General features: G+C 69.6%; 11 protein-coding genes. 5 read left to right on the top strand and 6 right to left on the bottom strand.

Features of this window, described 5'->3' with window-relative positions; translation table 11 throughout:
- Positions 1-31 precede the first annotated feature (31 nt).
- On the top strand, positions 32-1255 hold the full coding sequence (locus tag ACWDO5_RS21625; protein ID WP_450531964.1) for a transglycosylase family protein: 1224 nt from the start codon (positions 32-34) through the stop codon (positions 1253-1255).
- Here the strand turns inward: ACWDO5_RS21625 and ACWDO5_RS21620 are convergent.
- Positions 1157-2194: a DMT family transporter gene (locus tag ACWDO5_RS21620; protein WP_450531963.1), complete on the bottom strand. Its 1038-nt coding sequence runs from the start codon at positions 2192-2194 to the stop codon at positions 1157-1159. The two genes, ACWDO5_RS21625 and ACWDO5_RS21620, sit on opposite strands and share 99 nt — an antisense overlap.
- Before the next feature lie 200 nt (positions 2195-2394).
- On the opposite strand from ACWDO5_RS21620, the gene ACWDO5_RS21615 reads away from it, so the two are divergent.
- From ACWDO5_RS21615 to glgC, 3 genes are all read left to right on the top strand, one after another.
- Positions 2395-3084 carry a (2Fe-2S)-binding protein gene (locus ACWDO5_RS21615; protein ID WP_450531962.1) on the top strand — a complete coding sequence of 230 codons (690 nt, stop codon included), beginning with the start codon at positions 2395-2397 and terminating at the stop codon, positions 3082-3084.
- A gap of 130 nt (positions 3085-3214) precedes the next feature.
- Positions 3215-4378, top strand: coding sequence for a glycogen synthase (gene glgA, locus ACWDO5_RS21610; RefSeq protein WP_450531961.1), 1164 nt, complete (start codon positions 3215-3217; stop codon positions 4376-4378).
- A gap of 36 nt (positions 4379-4414) precedes the next feature.
- Complete coding sequence (glgC, locus tag ACWDO5_RS21605) at positions 4415-5632, top strand: glucose-1-phosphate adenylyltransferase (RefSeq protein ID WP_450531960.1); 1218 nt, start codon at positions 4415-4417, stop codon at positions 5630-5632.
- A 31-nt stretch (positions 5633-5663) separates the two neighbouring features.
- On the opposite strand, the gene ACWDO5_RS21600 is transcribed toward glgC, so the two are convergent.
- From ACWDO5_RS21600 to ACWDO5_RS21580, 5 genes are all read right to left on the bottom strand, one after another.
- The gene (locus ACWDO5_RS21600) at positions 5664-6674 is read right to left on the bottom strand and encodes an ABC transporter permease (RefSeq protein ID WP_450531979.1); all 1011 of its coding nucleotides are present in this window, start codon (positions 6672-6674) and stop codon (positions 5664-5666) included.
- A gap of 5 nt (positions 6675-6679) precedes the next feature.
- Entirely contained in the window at positions 6680-7642 is a 963-nt protein-coding gene (locus tag ACWDO5_RS21595) for an ABC transporter permease (protein WP_450531958.1), read from the bottom strand.
- Positions 7635-9146, bottom strand: coding sequence for a sugar ABC transporter ATP-binding protein (locus ACWDO5_RS21590; protein ID WP_450531956.1), 1512 nt, complete (start codon positions 9144-9146; stop codon positions 7635-7637). Before ACWDO5_RS21590 ends, ACWDO5_RS21595 begins: the two co-directional genes overlap by 8 nt.
- A 1-nt stretch (position 9147) precedes the next feature.
- Positions 9148-10239, bottom strand: coding sequence for an ABC transporter substrate-binding protein (locus ACWDO5_RS21585; protein ID WP_450531955.1), 1092 nt, complete (start codon positions 10237-10239; stop codon positions 9148-9150).
- Positions 10240-10364: 125 nt separating this feature from the next.
- Positions 10365-11390: a LacI family DNA-binding transcriptional regulator gene (locus tag ACWDO5_RS21580; RefSeq protein WP_450531954.1), complete on the bottom strand. Its 1026-nt coding sequence runs from the start codon at positions 11388-11390 to the stop codon at positions 10365-10367.
- A gap of 177 nt (positions 11391-11567) precedes the next feature.
- On the opposite strand from ACWDO5_RS21580, the gene ACWDO5_RS21575 reads away from it, so the two are divergent.
- A partial coding sequence (locus ACWDO5_RS21575) for a PA14 domain-containing protein (protein ID WP_450531953.1) occupies positions 11568-14073 on the top strand: 2506 nt, incomplete at its 3' end.

The following is a 14073-nucleotide window of genomic DNA, read 5'->3' as shown; positions in this document are numbered from 1 at the left end:
CGACGTGACCTATGTCAGTGGGGGAGTCAGCATGGCCGCAACCGGTCGGCACCGCAGATACCAGCCGAGCCGCATCAACCGGGCTTCTCTCACCGTCACCGCGGGCGGCGCAGGCATGGCTCTGCCGCTCATCGGCGCGGGCACGACCCATGCGGCTTCCGTGGACGTCTGGGAGAAGGTCGCGGCCTGCGAGTCCACTGGTAACTGGAAGATCAACACCGGCAACGGCTACTACGGCGGGCTCCAGTTCACCCAGTCCACCTGGGAGGCCTACGGCGGCAGGCGATTCGCCGCGCGCGCGGATCTGGCCGACGAGGACCAGCAGATAGCCATCGCCGAGAAGGTCCTCGAGGGGCAGGGGCCGAAGGCCTGGCCCACCTGCTCCGCCCGGGCCGGCCTCACCCGCGGCGGTGACGCCCCCGAGACCGCGCCCGTCAGGCGATCAGCGCCGACGAGCGAGCGCAAGGCCGCGCCGAGGAAGGCGACGCCGACCACCGTGCCCACGCACCGCGAGGGCTACACCGTGGCCCGCGGCGACTCACTCTCCAAGATCGCGAAGGCCGAGGAGGTCAGCGGCGGCTGGCAGCGGCTGTACGCACAGAACCGCGCGGTAGTCGGCAACGACCCCGACCTGATCCACCCCGGCCAGAAGCTGATCCTGCGCGTCGAGGCTCTGGCCGCACCGGCCCCGCAGAAGACGAAGGCACAGCCGCGGCCCAAGACCCCGCCGAAACAGCAGGCGCCCAAACAGCAGGCTCCGAGACTGCAGGCTCCGAAACAGCAGGGTCCGAAACAGCAGGGTCCCAAGAAGCAGGCGAAGCCCGTACAGGCCACCAAGCCCGCACACCGGACCGGACTCAGCGCCCCCGTCGACGCGAGCACCGGCACCGCCTACCGCAAGGCGGGTTCCGCCTGGGCGAGCGGCTACCACACCGGCGTGGACTTCCCGGTCCCCACCGGCACCTCCGTGAAGGCCGTCGCCTCCGGACGCGTCGTCTCGGCCGGCTGGGGCGGTGCGTACGGCTATCAGGTCGTCATCCGCCACGCGGACGGCAAATACAGCCAGTACGCGCATCTGTCGGCGCTCACCGTGCACTCCGGCCAGCAGGTCAGCAGCGGTCAGCGGATCGCACGGTCGGGGTCCACCGGCAACAGCTCAGGGCCGCATCTCCATTTCGAGGTGCGTACCGGGCCGGGATACGGATCCGACATCGATCCCCTCGCCTACCTCAGGTCGGGCGGAGTCTCTCTCTGAGGGGAGCACCTGCGCGTCGGCGTGAAGCATCCGACGTTCTGAGCGGCGCACCCGCTGTTGCGCGGGGCGCTCCGCCGCCTGCGCACGTGCTTCCGCCGCCGCCTCCGCGCGCGTCACCTTCAGCCGCTCCGTCGTCAGCCGGATCAGCCCACCCGCCGCCACGACGCCGAAGCCGAGCGCGAAGACGGTTCCCAGCACGCCGTACCGGAACGTCTCGCCGAACATGGTGATGCCGACCGCCGCCGCCACCACCGGGTTGACGACCGTGACCGTGGCCAGCGGGGCCGCGAGGCCCGCGCCGCGGTACGACGCCTGGGAGAGCAGCAGACCGCCGGCCGCGAGGACCGAGATCACCAGCAGGCTCGGCCACTGGGAGAGCGGCGCGGACCACGTCCAGTCCACCGCGACGGTCTTGGTGAACACCGAAGCGATGCCGAAAGCCACGCCCGCCGCCGCGGCAAGCCCCACGCTGCGGAGGATGGGCCGGTGCACGGTCTGGGCGACCAGGAAGATGAACGCCACACCGCCGAAGGTCACGGCGGCCAGCACCCCGCGCTGCCCGCCGTCCAGGGAGGTGGCGTGGGCCTCGCCGGTCAGCGCCAGCAGCCCCGCGAGCCCTGCCGTCGCCATGAGCGCGCCGCGCCAGGCGGTGGAGCCCGCCCTGCGCCGTACGAAGAGGGCGGCCATCGGCAGGGCGAAGACGATCGTCAGCGCGCCGAGCGGCTGGACCAGGCTGAGCGGCCCGTACGCCAGCGCCATCACATGGAGGACTGCGCCGAGGCCGTTGAGAGCGACGGCGACCCACCACGCGGCGTGGTGCAGCGGGGCGTACGGCCGGGCCGAGGTGGAGGCAGCCACATGCTCCTGCATGATCGCCCCGGCCGCATATGCGACCGCGGAGACCAGGGACAGCACCACGGCCAGCGCGAGGGAACTCATAGAGACCACGATCTCCCTCTTCAGCGAATCCGTCGTCGTCCTTGAGCAGGCATTTGGACGTACTGCCGACGTAGTACGAGCCTAGGCCAAAAGTCCCCCTCACAGCGGGTGAGCAGGTCAGCGGGGATGAGAGGGCCCATGTCGTCGATACGGTGACCGGGGTGCGTATACGGACGGTGACAGGGGACAGGAGCATGGGCATGGACCTCGACGAGCTGGCGTCCGTGGGCGGTTTCTTCGCCCTGCGTACCGGGACGCCGGGCGACGGGCATGCTCCGCTCGCACGGCTGTACGCGGGCGACACCGCACCGCTCGTGGCCCGCGTCGACACGGTGGCCGCCCGGCTGCGCGTCCCCGAGCGCCGGGTCGCCGCCTCCATCGCGCACCTGGGGCTCGCCGCCCGGCTCTGGTCGGTCGCGCTCGGCTGTGCCGCGCTGCACGGCAGGGTTCCCGACCTCGGCCCCGCGCGGCTGCACTGGGATCCGGACCGCAGCTCGCCCGACGACCTGTGCTTGACCGACCCTCGTCCGCTGCCGGCCGACGCGTCCAAGATCCGCGAGACGGTGCAGTACGGCCACCTCGTTCCGCTTGCCGCCGCGCTGCGGGCCGACACACGGATCTCGCCGCAGCTGCTGTGGGGCAACGCGGGCTCCGCGCTCGCCGGAGCCGTACGCGAACTGCGCACCTGGGCCCGGCGCGGCGGCCGGCCCGAGGTGGCCGAGCGGGCCTCGGCGCTCGCCGCCGGGCTCTTCGCTCACCCCGATCTGTCCGGCACCGTCCACGGGCGTTCGATGCGGCGGCGCAGCTGCTGTCTCTACTACCGCTGCCCGGGCGGCGGGCTCTGCGGCGACTGTGTCTTCGACCTTCCGCCGCAGCGGTCCGCCCACTGAAGCCGACCGGCGCCGACCGGCGCCCGACTCATGCCGACTGGCGCCAACTGGCGCCAACTGGCGCCGACTGATGCCGAGTGATCCTGACCGCGCTCTTCCCCGTACGCCGTATCTGCGTGACCATCATGGGGTGAAGGTCGGACTGCTCACGCGCGAGTATCCGCCGGACGTCTACGGGGGCGCCGGTGTCCATGTGGAGTTCCTCGCCCGGGAATTACGGGCCCTGGCCGACCTCCAAGTGCACTGCTGGGGCGAGGGCGCGGCCCAAGGGGTCCTGCGCCACCAGGCGCTCGCCGGGCTCGAGAGTGCCAACGAAGCGCTGCGCACCTTCTCCGTCGATCTGGCGATGGCCGCCGAGCTGCAGGGCCGCGAACTGGTCCACTCCCACACCTGGTACACCAACTTCGCCGGCCATCTCGCCAAACTGCTCTACGGCGTCCCGCATGTGATGACCGCACACTCCCTGGAGCCGCTGCGCCCCTGGAAGGCCGAACAGCTGGGCGGTGGCTACGCCCTGTCCAGCTGGGCCGAGCGCACCGCGATCGAGGCCGCGGACGCCGTGATCGCCGTCTCCCACGGTATGCGCGCCGACATCCTTGCCTGCTATCCCGCCCTTGACCCGGACCGGGTGCGCGTCGTCCACAACGGCATCGACACCCGCATGTACCGTCCCGACCACGAGACGGACGTCCTTGAGCGGATCGGCCTCGATCCGCACCGTCCCTTCGCGCTGTTCGTCGGCCGCATCACCCGCCAGAAGGGCGTTCCGCATCTGCTGCGCGCGGCCCGGTCCTTCGACCCGGACATCCAGCTGGTGCTGTGTGCGGGAGCCCCGGACACGCCGGAGATCGACCGAGAGTTCTGCGAACTGGTCGAGGAGTTGGAGCGGGCTCGGGACGGGGTGTACTGGATCCCCGAAATGCTGCCCCGACCCCAGGTCATCCAACTGCTGAGCCACGCCACGGTGTTCGTCTGCCCCTCGGTGTACGAGCCGCTGGGCATCGTCAATCTTGAGGCCATGGCCTGTGGCACGGCCGTCGTGGCGTCCGCGGTCGGTGGCATCCCTGAGGTGGTGGACGACGGACGGACCGGACTGCTCGTGCCCTACGACGCCCGCCACCCGGAGGCCTTCGAGTCGGGTCTGACCCAGTCGGTGAACCGGGTCGTCGACGACGCGGTGGAGGCCGCCAGGATGGGCGCCGCAGGTCGGGAGCGCGCGGTGCGTGAGTTCGCCTGGGACCAGGTGGCCCGGCGGACGCACGAGGTGTACGAGGAGTTGCTCAAGCAGTCGTAGCAGGCAGTCATGTGCGTGGAAGCGGAAGGGGCGGCGATGCGCGGTGGACCTTCGGTGCTGGGGATCGTACTGGCCGGCGGGGAGGGCAAGCGGCTGATGCCGCTCACCGCCGACCGCGCCAAACCGGCGGTGACCTTCGGCGGCATGTACCGCCTTGTCGACTTCGTGCTCTCCAGCCTGGTCAACGGCGACATTCTGCGTATCTGCGTGCTCACGCAGTACAAGTCGCACTCGCTGGACCGCCATGTCACCACCACCTGGCGGATGTCGAGCCTGCTCGGCAACTACGTTACCCCCGTCCCGGCCCAGCAGCGGCTCGGCCCGCGCTGGTATCTGGGCAGCGCGGACGCGATCCTGCAGTCCCTCAACCTCGTCAACGACGAACAGCCCGACTACATCGCGGTGTTCGGTGCCGACCATGTGTACCGGATGGACCCGAGGCAGATGCTGCGGAACCACATCGAGAACGGCGCGGGCGTCACCGTCGCGGGGATCAAGGTGCCGCGCGCCGAAGCGTCGTCGTTCGGGATCATCACCCCTGCCTCCGACGGCACCCGGGTCGAGCGGTTCCTGGAGAAGCCCACCGACCCGCCCGGACTGCCCGGCGACCCCGACAAGGTCTTCGCCTCCATGGGCAACTACCTCTTCACCACCAAGGTCCTCGTCGACGCACTCCACCGGGACGCGGAGGACGATCACTCCGTCCATGACATGGGTGGCTCGATCCTGCCCATGCTCACCGAACAGGGCATGGCGCAGCTCTATGACTTCAATGAGAACCATGTGCCCGGCGAGAGTGCGCGGGAGCACGGCTACTGGCGTGATGTGGGCACGCTCGACACGTACTACGAAGCCCATATGGATCTGATCCCGGACCGGCCGGTCTTCGACCTCGACAACCGCCGCTGGCCGCTCTACACCCACTCCGGCCAGCTGCCGCCCGCCCGCTTCATCGGCGCGGGCATCGCGAGCGAGTCCATCATCAGCCCCGGCTGCGTGGTGCGCGGCCAGGTCACCCGGTCCGTCCTCTCGCCGGGAGTGACCATCGAGGAGGGGGCTGTCGTGCAGGGCTCAGTCCTCCACGACAACGTGCGCATAGGCCGCGGCGCGGTGGTGCGCGGCTCGATCCTCGACAAGAACGTGGACGTCCCGCCCGGCGCGACGATCGGCGTCAATCCCGGGCGGGACCAGGAGCTCTACACCGTCTCCAAGAACGGCGTCATCGCGCTGGGCAAGGGACAGCCGGTGCTGTGAGGCAACGGGTGCGACGGCGGGTGGCCGGAGCTCAGAGCATGCGCCGACGCCTCCCGAGCCAGGTCTGGGCGATCACCACGACCGCCAGGAACGCGCCGCTGACGACCTGTTGGTACGCCGAGTCGAGCGAACCGATCTGGTTGATGACGTTCTGAATGACCTTCAGCAGCAGCACGCCGACAAGCGAACCGCTGATGAAGCCGAAGCCACCGGTGAGCAGTGTGCCGCCGATGACGACGGCGGAGATCGCTTCAAGCTCCATACCGGCGCCGAGGATGGTGACTCCGGAGACCAGCCAGGCGGCGTTGAGCGCTCCGGCAAGCCCCGCGCAGAGCCCGGACAGCGCGTACACGGCGATCTTCGTACGGGCGACGGGGGCGCCCATCAGTGCCGCCGCGTCCTCGTTCCCGCCGACCGCGTACACATACTGGCCGAACCGGCTGCGGCGCAGCACGATCGCGCCCAGCACGAACAGCGCCGCCGTGATCCACACCGGCACGCCCACGCCCAGCAGCTTGTCCTGTCCCAGCCGGGCGAAGGAGGACTTCTCGTCCACCAGATAGGTCGTCGAGCCCTCGTCGGTGATGGAGAGCAGGATGCCGCGGGCGGCGAGCATCGCGGCGAGCGTCACAATGAACGGCGCGAGCCGGGCCCGTGCGATCAGCACCCCGTTGACCAAACCGATCAGCCCGCACACGGCGAGCGGGAGGAGCAGTGCGACCGGTGTGCCGTACTGCGAGCCCCAGGCTGCCAGCACCCCGCCCAGCGCGAACAGCGAGCCGACCGACAGGTCGATCCCGCCGGTGATGATGACGAAGGTCATGCCGAGGGCGACCACCGCGAGGAACGCCGACGAGACCGCCATGTTCTCCAGGTTGTCGCCGGTCAGGAACGTGTCGAAGCCGAACGAGGCGACGGCGACCACCAGCACCAGTGTGACGAGCGCGCCGTGCCGCTGGGCGAGCGCGCTCAGCCGCTCCGCACGGGTCGCGCCCTGCGGCTCCTCCTCGGCCGGCGAGGACGTGGTCTTGATGGCCTGCACTGTGGTCACCGCTTCCCCCGTTCGCGTGCCGCGTAGACCGCGAGGACGATCACCACGGCCTGGGCGATCTGCGTCCAGGACGGTGGCAGATCGTGCTTGATGAGCGTGGCGGTCAGCAGCTGGATGAGGACCGCGCCCGCCACGGTGCCGCCGACGCGGATCCGGCCGCCGCTCAGCGGGGTGCCGCCGACCACCACGGCGGTGATCGCCGAGAGTTCCATCAGATTGCCGAGCGATGTGGGGTCGCTGGCCTGGAGCCGGGCCGTCGCCAGTACGCCGGCGATCGCGGCGAGCACTCCGGAGCAGACGTAGACGAGGATCAGCACCCGGCGCACCGGCAGACCCGCCAGCTGCGCCGCCGGCCGGCTGTCGCCGATCGCGAGGAGCTGCCGTCCGAAGGTCGTACGCCGCACGGTGAAGCCGACGATTAGCGCCAGCGCGGCCGCGATCAGCACCAGATAGGGGATGCCGAGAAGATCCCCGGACCCGAGGGACGCCATGCCCGGGTCCCGAACGTCCTTGAGCTGGGGGAGCATTACGAGCGCGATCCCGCGGACGGCGACCATCAGCGCGAGGGTCGCCACGATGGGCTGGACCCCGATATGGGCGATGAGCGAGCCGCCCGCGAGGCCCACCAGCGCGCCGCCGAGCATCGCCACGATGAGCGCGATCCATGGCCCGTACCCGAGGTAGAGCGAGACGAGCGAGGTGGCCAGCGCCATCACGGAACCGACCGACAGATCGACGCCCTCGCTGCCGATGGCGAGCGCCATGCCGAGCGCCACGATCAGGACGGGTGCGACCTGCACGGCCTGGGTGCGGAAGTTCTCCGCGGAGACGAAGTTCGGGGTGAAGAGGGTGTTGGCCAGGATCAGGACGGCAACGCCGACGTAGACGCCGTAGTCCTGAAGGAGTCCCAGCATCCGCTCACGGTCGGCGGGCGCGCGTCGCAGCGCCAGGTCAGTCATGGTCCCCGCCCTCCGCGGCGATCGCGTGCAGCAACCGGTCCTCGGTGACGTCGTCGCCGGTCAGCTCGGCGACGACCGCCCCGTCCTTGAGTACCACCACCCGGTCCGACCCCTCGATCAGCTCCTCCATGTCGGAGGAGATCAGCAGGACGCCGAGCCCCTCGTCGGCGAGTTCGTCGATGATCCGCTGCACCTCGGCCTTCGCGCCGACATCGATGCCACGGGTTGGTTCGTCCAGGAGCAGCACCTTGGGCTGCATGGCGAGCCAGCGGGCCAGCAGCACCTTCTGCTGGTTGCCGCCGGAGAGTTCGCCGACCTTCTGGTGCGGGCCCGACGCCTTGATCCGCAGCCGCTTGATGAAGGTGTCCACGATCCGGTCGACGCGGGTGTCGTCGACGAGGCCGAAGCGCGAGAGTCCGGGTAGCGCGGCGAGCGCGATGTTCTCCCGGACGGACAGTCCAGGCACGATGCCCTCGGCCTTGCGGTCCTCCGGGAGGAGGCTGATACCGGCCCGGATCGCGGCGGGCGTGGAGCCGGTACGTACGGCGGCGCCCGCCACCACCACCGTGCCGGAGTCCGGTGGCAGCGCACCGGCGATCGCTTTCGCGGTCTCGCTGCGGCCGGAGCCCAGCAGACCGCCGAGTCCGACGACCTCACCAGGCCGCACCTGCACCGACACCCCGTGCAGTATGTGACGTACGGTCAACGTCCGTGCGTCCAGGATCGGTTCGCCGCACGCCTCGTGGTCCCCGGAGAACTTGGTCACCCCTTCGCTGCGTACCTCGCTCATCTCGCGGCCGAGCATCAGCGAGACGAGGCGCAGCCTGTTGAGGTCGGCGATCCTTCCGGTGTGCACAAGCCTGCCGTCCCGCAGCACCGTGACCGTGTCGCACACCTCGTACAGCTCGTCGAGCCGGTGACTGACATAGACCACCGCGATGCCGCGCTCTTTCAGCATCCTGATCACGCCGAACAGCGTGCGCACCTCGCGCGGTTCGAGTGAGGACGTGGGTTCGTCCATGATGACGACCCGCGCGTCCACGGACACGGCGCGGGCGAGGGCCACCATCTGCTGTGCGCCGACGCCCAGTTCGCGCAGCGGACGGCGTACGTCGACGCGCAGGCCGAGCGAGCGCAGCGCCGCGTCCGCCTCCCGGTGCATACGCCGGAAGTCGATCAGGCCGAGACGGCCGCGAGGCTCGCGCCCCAGGAAGAGGTTGCGCGCCACGCTCATCAGCGGGACGAGGTTCACCTCCTGGTAGATGGTGGAGATCCCGGCGTGCTGGGCGGCCAGCGGCGTGGCGAAGCGGACCGGCTCGCCGCCGAGGAGAATCTCGCCCTCATCGGGCTGGTACACCCCGGTGAGGACCTTGATCAGGGTCGACTTGCCGGCGCCGTTCTCCCCGATGAGAGCGTGGACCTCGCCCGGGCGGGCGGCGAAGTCCACGCCGTCAAGCGCCCGGGCGCCGGGGAAGGACTTGGTCAGTCCGGTCACCGACAACACGTCAGTAGGCCTTGCCCAGATCGGACTTGGCGTTCTGCTCGGTGTAGGCGCTGTCCTGGATGACGATGTTCTGGGAGACCTTCTCGCCCTTGGTGAAGGTGTCCAGGGTCTGGAAGGCGAGCGGGCCGAAGCGCGGATTGGACTCGATGACTCCGTCGATCCAGCCGTCGACGATGCCCTGGACGGCGTTGCGCGTGCCGTCGATGGTCACGATCTTCACATCGCCCGCCTTCTTGCCGGCGCCCTTGAGGGCGTTGACCGCGCCGAGCCCCATCTCGTCGTTCTCGGCGTAGATCCCGGTGATGCCCGGGTTCGACTGGATGAGCTGCTCGGTGACCTGCTGGCCCTTCTCCCTGGCGAATTCGCCGGTCTGCTCGAAGACGACCTGGAGGCCGGGAGCCTTCGCCTTGATCTGGTCCTTGAAGCCCTTGGTGCGCTCGGTGGTGACGTTGTTGCCGGCCGCGCCGAGGAGGATGGCGACCTTGCCCTTGCCGCCGGTCGCCTCGATCATCTGATCGGCCGCGCGCTTGCCCTGCTCGACGAAGTCCGAGCCGATGAAGCTCACATAGTCCTTGCACGCCGTGGCGTTGATCTTGCGGTCGATGGTCACGATCGGGATGTGCTTGGCTGCGGCGCTGCGCAGTACGGGACCCCACCCGTCGGAGTTGAGCGGCGCGATGACCAGCACGTCCGCGCCCTTGGCAATCAGGTCCTGGACGTCGCTGATCTGCTTGGAGAACTGCGACTGGGCGTTGGTGGTGAGGATTTTGACACCGCGTTTGCCGGCTTCGGCCTTGATGGAGGCGGTCTCGGCGATCCGGAAAGGATTGGCCTCCTTCTCGGACTGTGAGAAGCCGACCGTGGCGCTCTTCAGGTCGAGCTTCTTGCCGCCGAACTGGTCGATGGTGCAGGTCTCGGCGTTCCCCGCGGCCGGGGTGGCGACCACTTGGCCGGAGTCGCCTGTGGACCCGGTGTTCTTGCCTTTCGCCCCGTCGTCCTCGGACTTGGCGCAGCCGGTCAGGGCGATCGAGGCCACGAGGGTGGTGGCGAGGACGGTGCGAGTGGCGGTACGGCGGACAGCGGACGACGTCATGGCGTTACCCCATCTTGGCGCGGCCCCGGGTGCGCAGGGCGCTCACGGGAGGGCGGCTCGGACATGCTGCGCAGTCGTTCGCAGGAGTTTTTACATCGTTGTACGAAGCCTGTAAACCCTTCGCGTCAGACCCTGCCCCGCGTGCTCTCACGTTCAACCAGGCTGAAATCAGGGCGGATTTCGCGTGCCTCACGTTCCTGGGCCGATTCCGTCGTGCCCAGCAGCCGCCCCACGACCGACTGCACGGCGAGCCGCGCGATCGTCTGCTTGTCCGGCGAGATCGTGGTCAGGGTGACGGCCCCGTACCGCCCCTCGGTGATGTCGTCGAAGCCCACCACCGCGACGTCCTCGGGCACCCGCAGCCCCTGCTCGGACAGCACCCGCATCGCGCCGATGGCGATGAGGTCGTTGTACGCGAAGACCCCGTCGGGCCGCTCCCCGGACTCCAGTAGCCCGGCCATCGCCGCCGCCCCGTCCGCGTGGCCCCAGCCGGTCGTCGGTGCGACCAGCGAGTCCGGGGCCGGCAGCCCCGCCTGGGTCAGCTCCGCGCGCCAGCCGCGCAACCGCAGCTGGGCGGGCTGGTTGACCCGGTCGGTGCGCGCGCCCAGAAACGCGATCCGGGTGCGGCCAAGGTCCAGCAGATGCCGCACCGCCGTCCGGGCCGCGGCCACGTTGTCGATCGCGATGTGGTCGTAGGGCAGGTCGTACTCGCGCTCCCCGAGCAGCACCAGCGGGGCGTCGTCGCTGCGCTCGCGCAGGTCCTCGGGCTCCAGCTCGATGGGGCTGAGAATCAGGCCGTCGATGACCCGTGCCCTGAAGCCCTGGCTGACCAGCACCTCCTGTTCGCGGCGGCCTCCGGTGTGGTCGAGCAACACGGTGTACTCGTGCTCGGCGGCCACGTCGATCACCGCGCCGGCCAGCTCGGCGAAGTACGGATTGCCCAGCTCGGGCACTGCGAGCGCGATGATGCCGGTGCGTCCCTTGCGTAGATGACGGGCCGTCAGGTTGGGTCGGTAACCGAGTTCGTCGATGGCCTGCTGGACCCGGGCGCGCATGGCCGGAGTGACGTGCTGATAGTTGTTGACCACGTTCGAGACGGTCTTGATCGAGACTCCCGCATGCTCCGCGACGTCCTTGAGGCTCACCTTCACGCCTGTTTCCCCTCCGGCCCTGGCCCGTTTGTACAACGATGTATAAGCCCTCGGCCCCCGGGTCGTCGTGACCCTGGACGCCAAGCGGAACCCTGTGCTCTTATGCCAACTGCCGTTCCTTCCAACGTTGTACAGAGCATCGCAGCGAGCCGCCACCCTCACTGGCAAGGAGGATTTGTGCGCATTCACAGAAAGCTGGCCCTGCTTCTCGCAGCCGCCTTGGGGATTGCCGGATTCACCGTCGTACCGGCCGTGTCTGCCCCGTCGGCGCCGGCGTCCAGCACCGCGGACGAACCGGTCGAAGCGCATGGTTTGAAGGGTGAGTACTACACCCAGTCCGCCCCCGGGGCCTTCGACTTCGCCGAGCTCAAGGCCACCGGCTTCGATCCGTCCATCGACTTCGGCAACCTCGAACCCCGCCTCAGCGCCGCCACCGGACGCGCCGACGACGTCAGCGTCCGCTGGACCGGGAAGGTCGTTCCCACCCGCACCGGCGCCCACACCTTCTCGATGATCGGCGACAACGGATTCCGGCTGTGGGTCGACGGCCGGCTCACCATCGACCACTGGGTCGACGACTGGGACAGGGAACAGACCGCGCCGCCCGTCGACCTCACCGCGGGACGTGCGTACGACATCAAGGTGGAGTACTTCGAGCACTTCGGCGGCTCGAACCTGCACCTCAACTGGACCGAGCCCGGCGGCGCCAAGGTGCCCGTGCCTTCCTCGGCCTTCCGCCTGCCCGACGGTTACGCGTACGACGGAGCCATCGGCACTACCGTCCTCGCCGACGGCCGCAGCCTGCGGCTGGACTTCGTACAGAAGCTCGCCGCGCCGCCCGCCGGCCTCGCCGCGCACTTCGAGGCGGTCATCGGCGGCGCGAAGTGGCCGCTCGGCGCTGTCACACGCGACCCGGCCGACCCGCGTCGCCTCCTCGTCGCACTCGAAGAGCCCGTCGTCGGCAAGAAGGGCGGCAACGGCGGCGGCATCGCCGACCTGCGCTACGACGGAAAGGGCGGCCTGAGCGCCGAGAACGGCACGGCGGTCGGCGCGTTCTGGAGCAGCGGGCCCAACAGGTCCGAGTACGAGCTGCGCACCCCCTGGGCCAAGGACGTCGGGCCGGGCAACGCCCACCCCGAATACCCGCGCCCGCAGCTGACCCGGGACGCCTGGCGCAATCTCAACGGGCAGTGGCAGTTCGCCGCCGCCGAAGCCGGGGAGAAGCCGCCCGTCGGCAAGACCCTGGGCGAGCGGATCCTCGTCCCCTACCCGGTGGAGTCCCAGCTCTCCGGCATCGAACGGCACGAGGACCGCATGTGGTACCGCCGCACCTTCACCGTCCCGGACAGCTGGCGCGTCGGCGACGGCAAGCGCCTCAAGCTCAACTTCGACGCCGTTGACTGGCAGTCCGAGGTGTACGTCAACGGCGTCAAGGTCACCGGGCACAAGGGCGGCTACGACCGGTTCAGCGCGGACGTCACCGACGCGCTGAAGCCCGGCCGCACCCAGGAGCTGATCGTCGGCGTCTACGATCCGACGGACTCCAAGGACGGCGAGAACCCGCCCATCGGCAAGCAGCGCCTCGACCCGAGCGGCATCTGGTACACCCCCTCGTCGGGCATCTGGCAGACCGTCTGGATGGAGCCGGTCGCGGCCGATCACGCCGACTCGCTGAAGCTCACCCCCGACGTCGCGAGCGAGAAGCTGGCGGTGGAGGTGCGCGGGGTGAGGGCCGGGGTGCCGGTCACGGCCACCGCGTACGACGGCAAGCGCAAGGTCGGCAGCGCTACCGGCAGCACCGGCTCACCGCTGTCGGTACCCGTCCCGGACCCACATCTGTGGTCCGCCGATGATCCGCATCTCTACCGGCTCGAGGTGAAGACCGGCTCCGACCGGGTCAGCAGCTACTTCGGCATGCGCACCATCGCCGTCGAGAAGGTGAACGGCGTGCCGCGCACCGTGCTCAACGGCCAGCCGACCTTCCTGATGGCCACCCTCGACCAGGGCTTCTGGCCGGACGGGCTGCACACGGCGCCGACCGACGAGGCGCTGGCGTACGACCTCAAGATGCACAAGAAGCTCGGCTTCAACTCCGTGCGCAAACACATCAAGGTCGAGCCCGACCGCTGGTTCTACTGGGCCGACCGGCTCGGCCTGCTGGTCTGGCAGGACATGCCGGCGATGAACACCATCAACCCGAACACCGCCTCGCGCGCCCAGTACGAGCGGGAACTGAAGGAGATGATCGACCAGCATTCGAGCAGCCCGTCGGTGGTCATGTGGGTCACCTTCAACGAGGGCTGGGGCCAGTACGACCAGGCGAGGATCGCCGATCAGGCCAAAGCCTGGGACCCGACCCGGCTGGTCAACAACATGAGCGGCGTCAACTGCTGCGGAGCCGTCGACGGAGGCAACGGCGACATCGCCGACGCGCACGGCTATCCGAGCCCGCAGATCCCCGCGGCGGACGGCAAACGGGCGCTGGTCAGTGGTGAGTACGGCGGGCTCGGACTCGCCGTGCCGGGCCACGCCTGGCCGGTCCAGCACACCTATGTCGGCGTCGACCAGGCCAAGTACACGGACGAGTACCCGCCGCAGCACTTCCGCCATGCGCGCGTCGCCCTTGACGACCGCCGCCGAGGCCTCGTCCGCGCCCTGGATCTCCACATGCGCCACCAGGTCG

The organism is Streptomyces sp. NPDC000880 (assembly GCF_053599675.1).
This window is presented reverse-complemented; position numbering and strand designations above follow the sequence as displayed.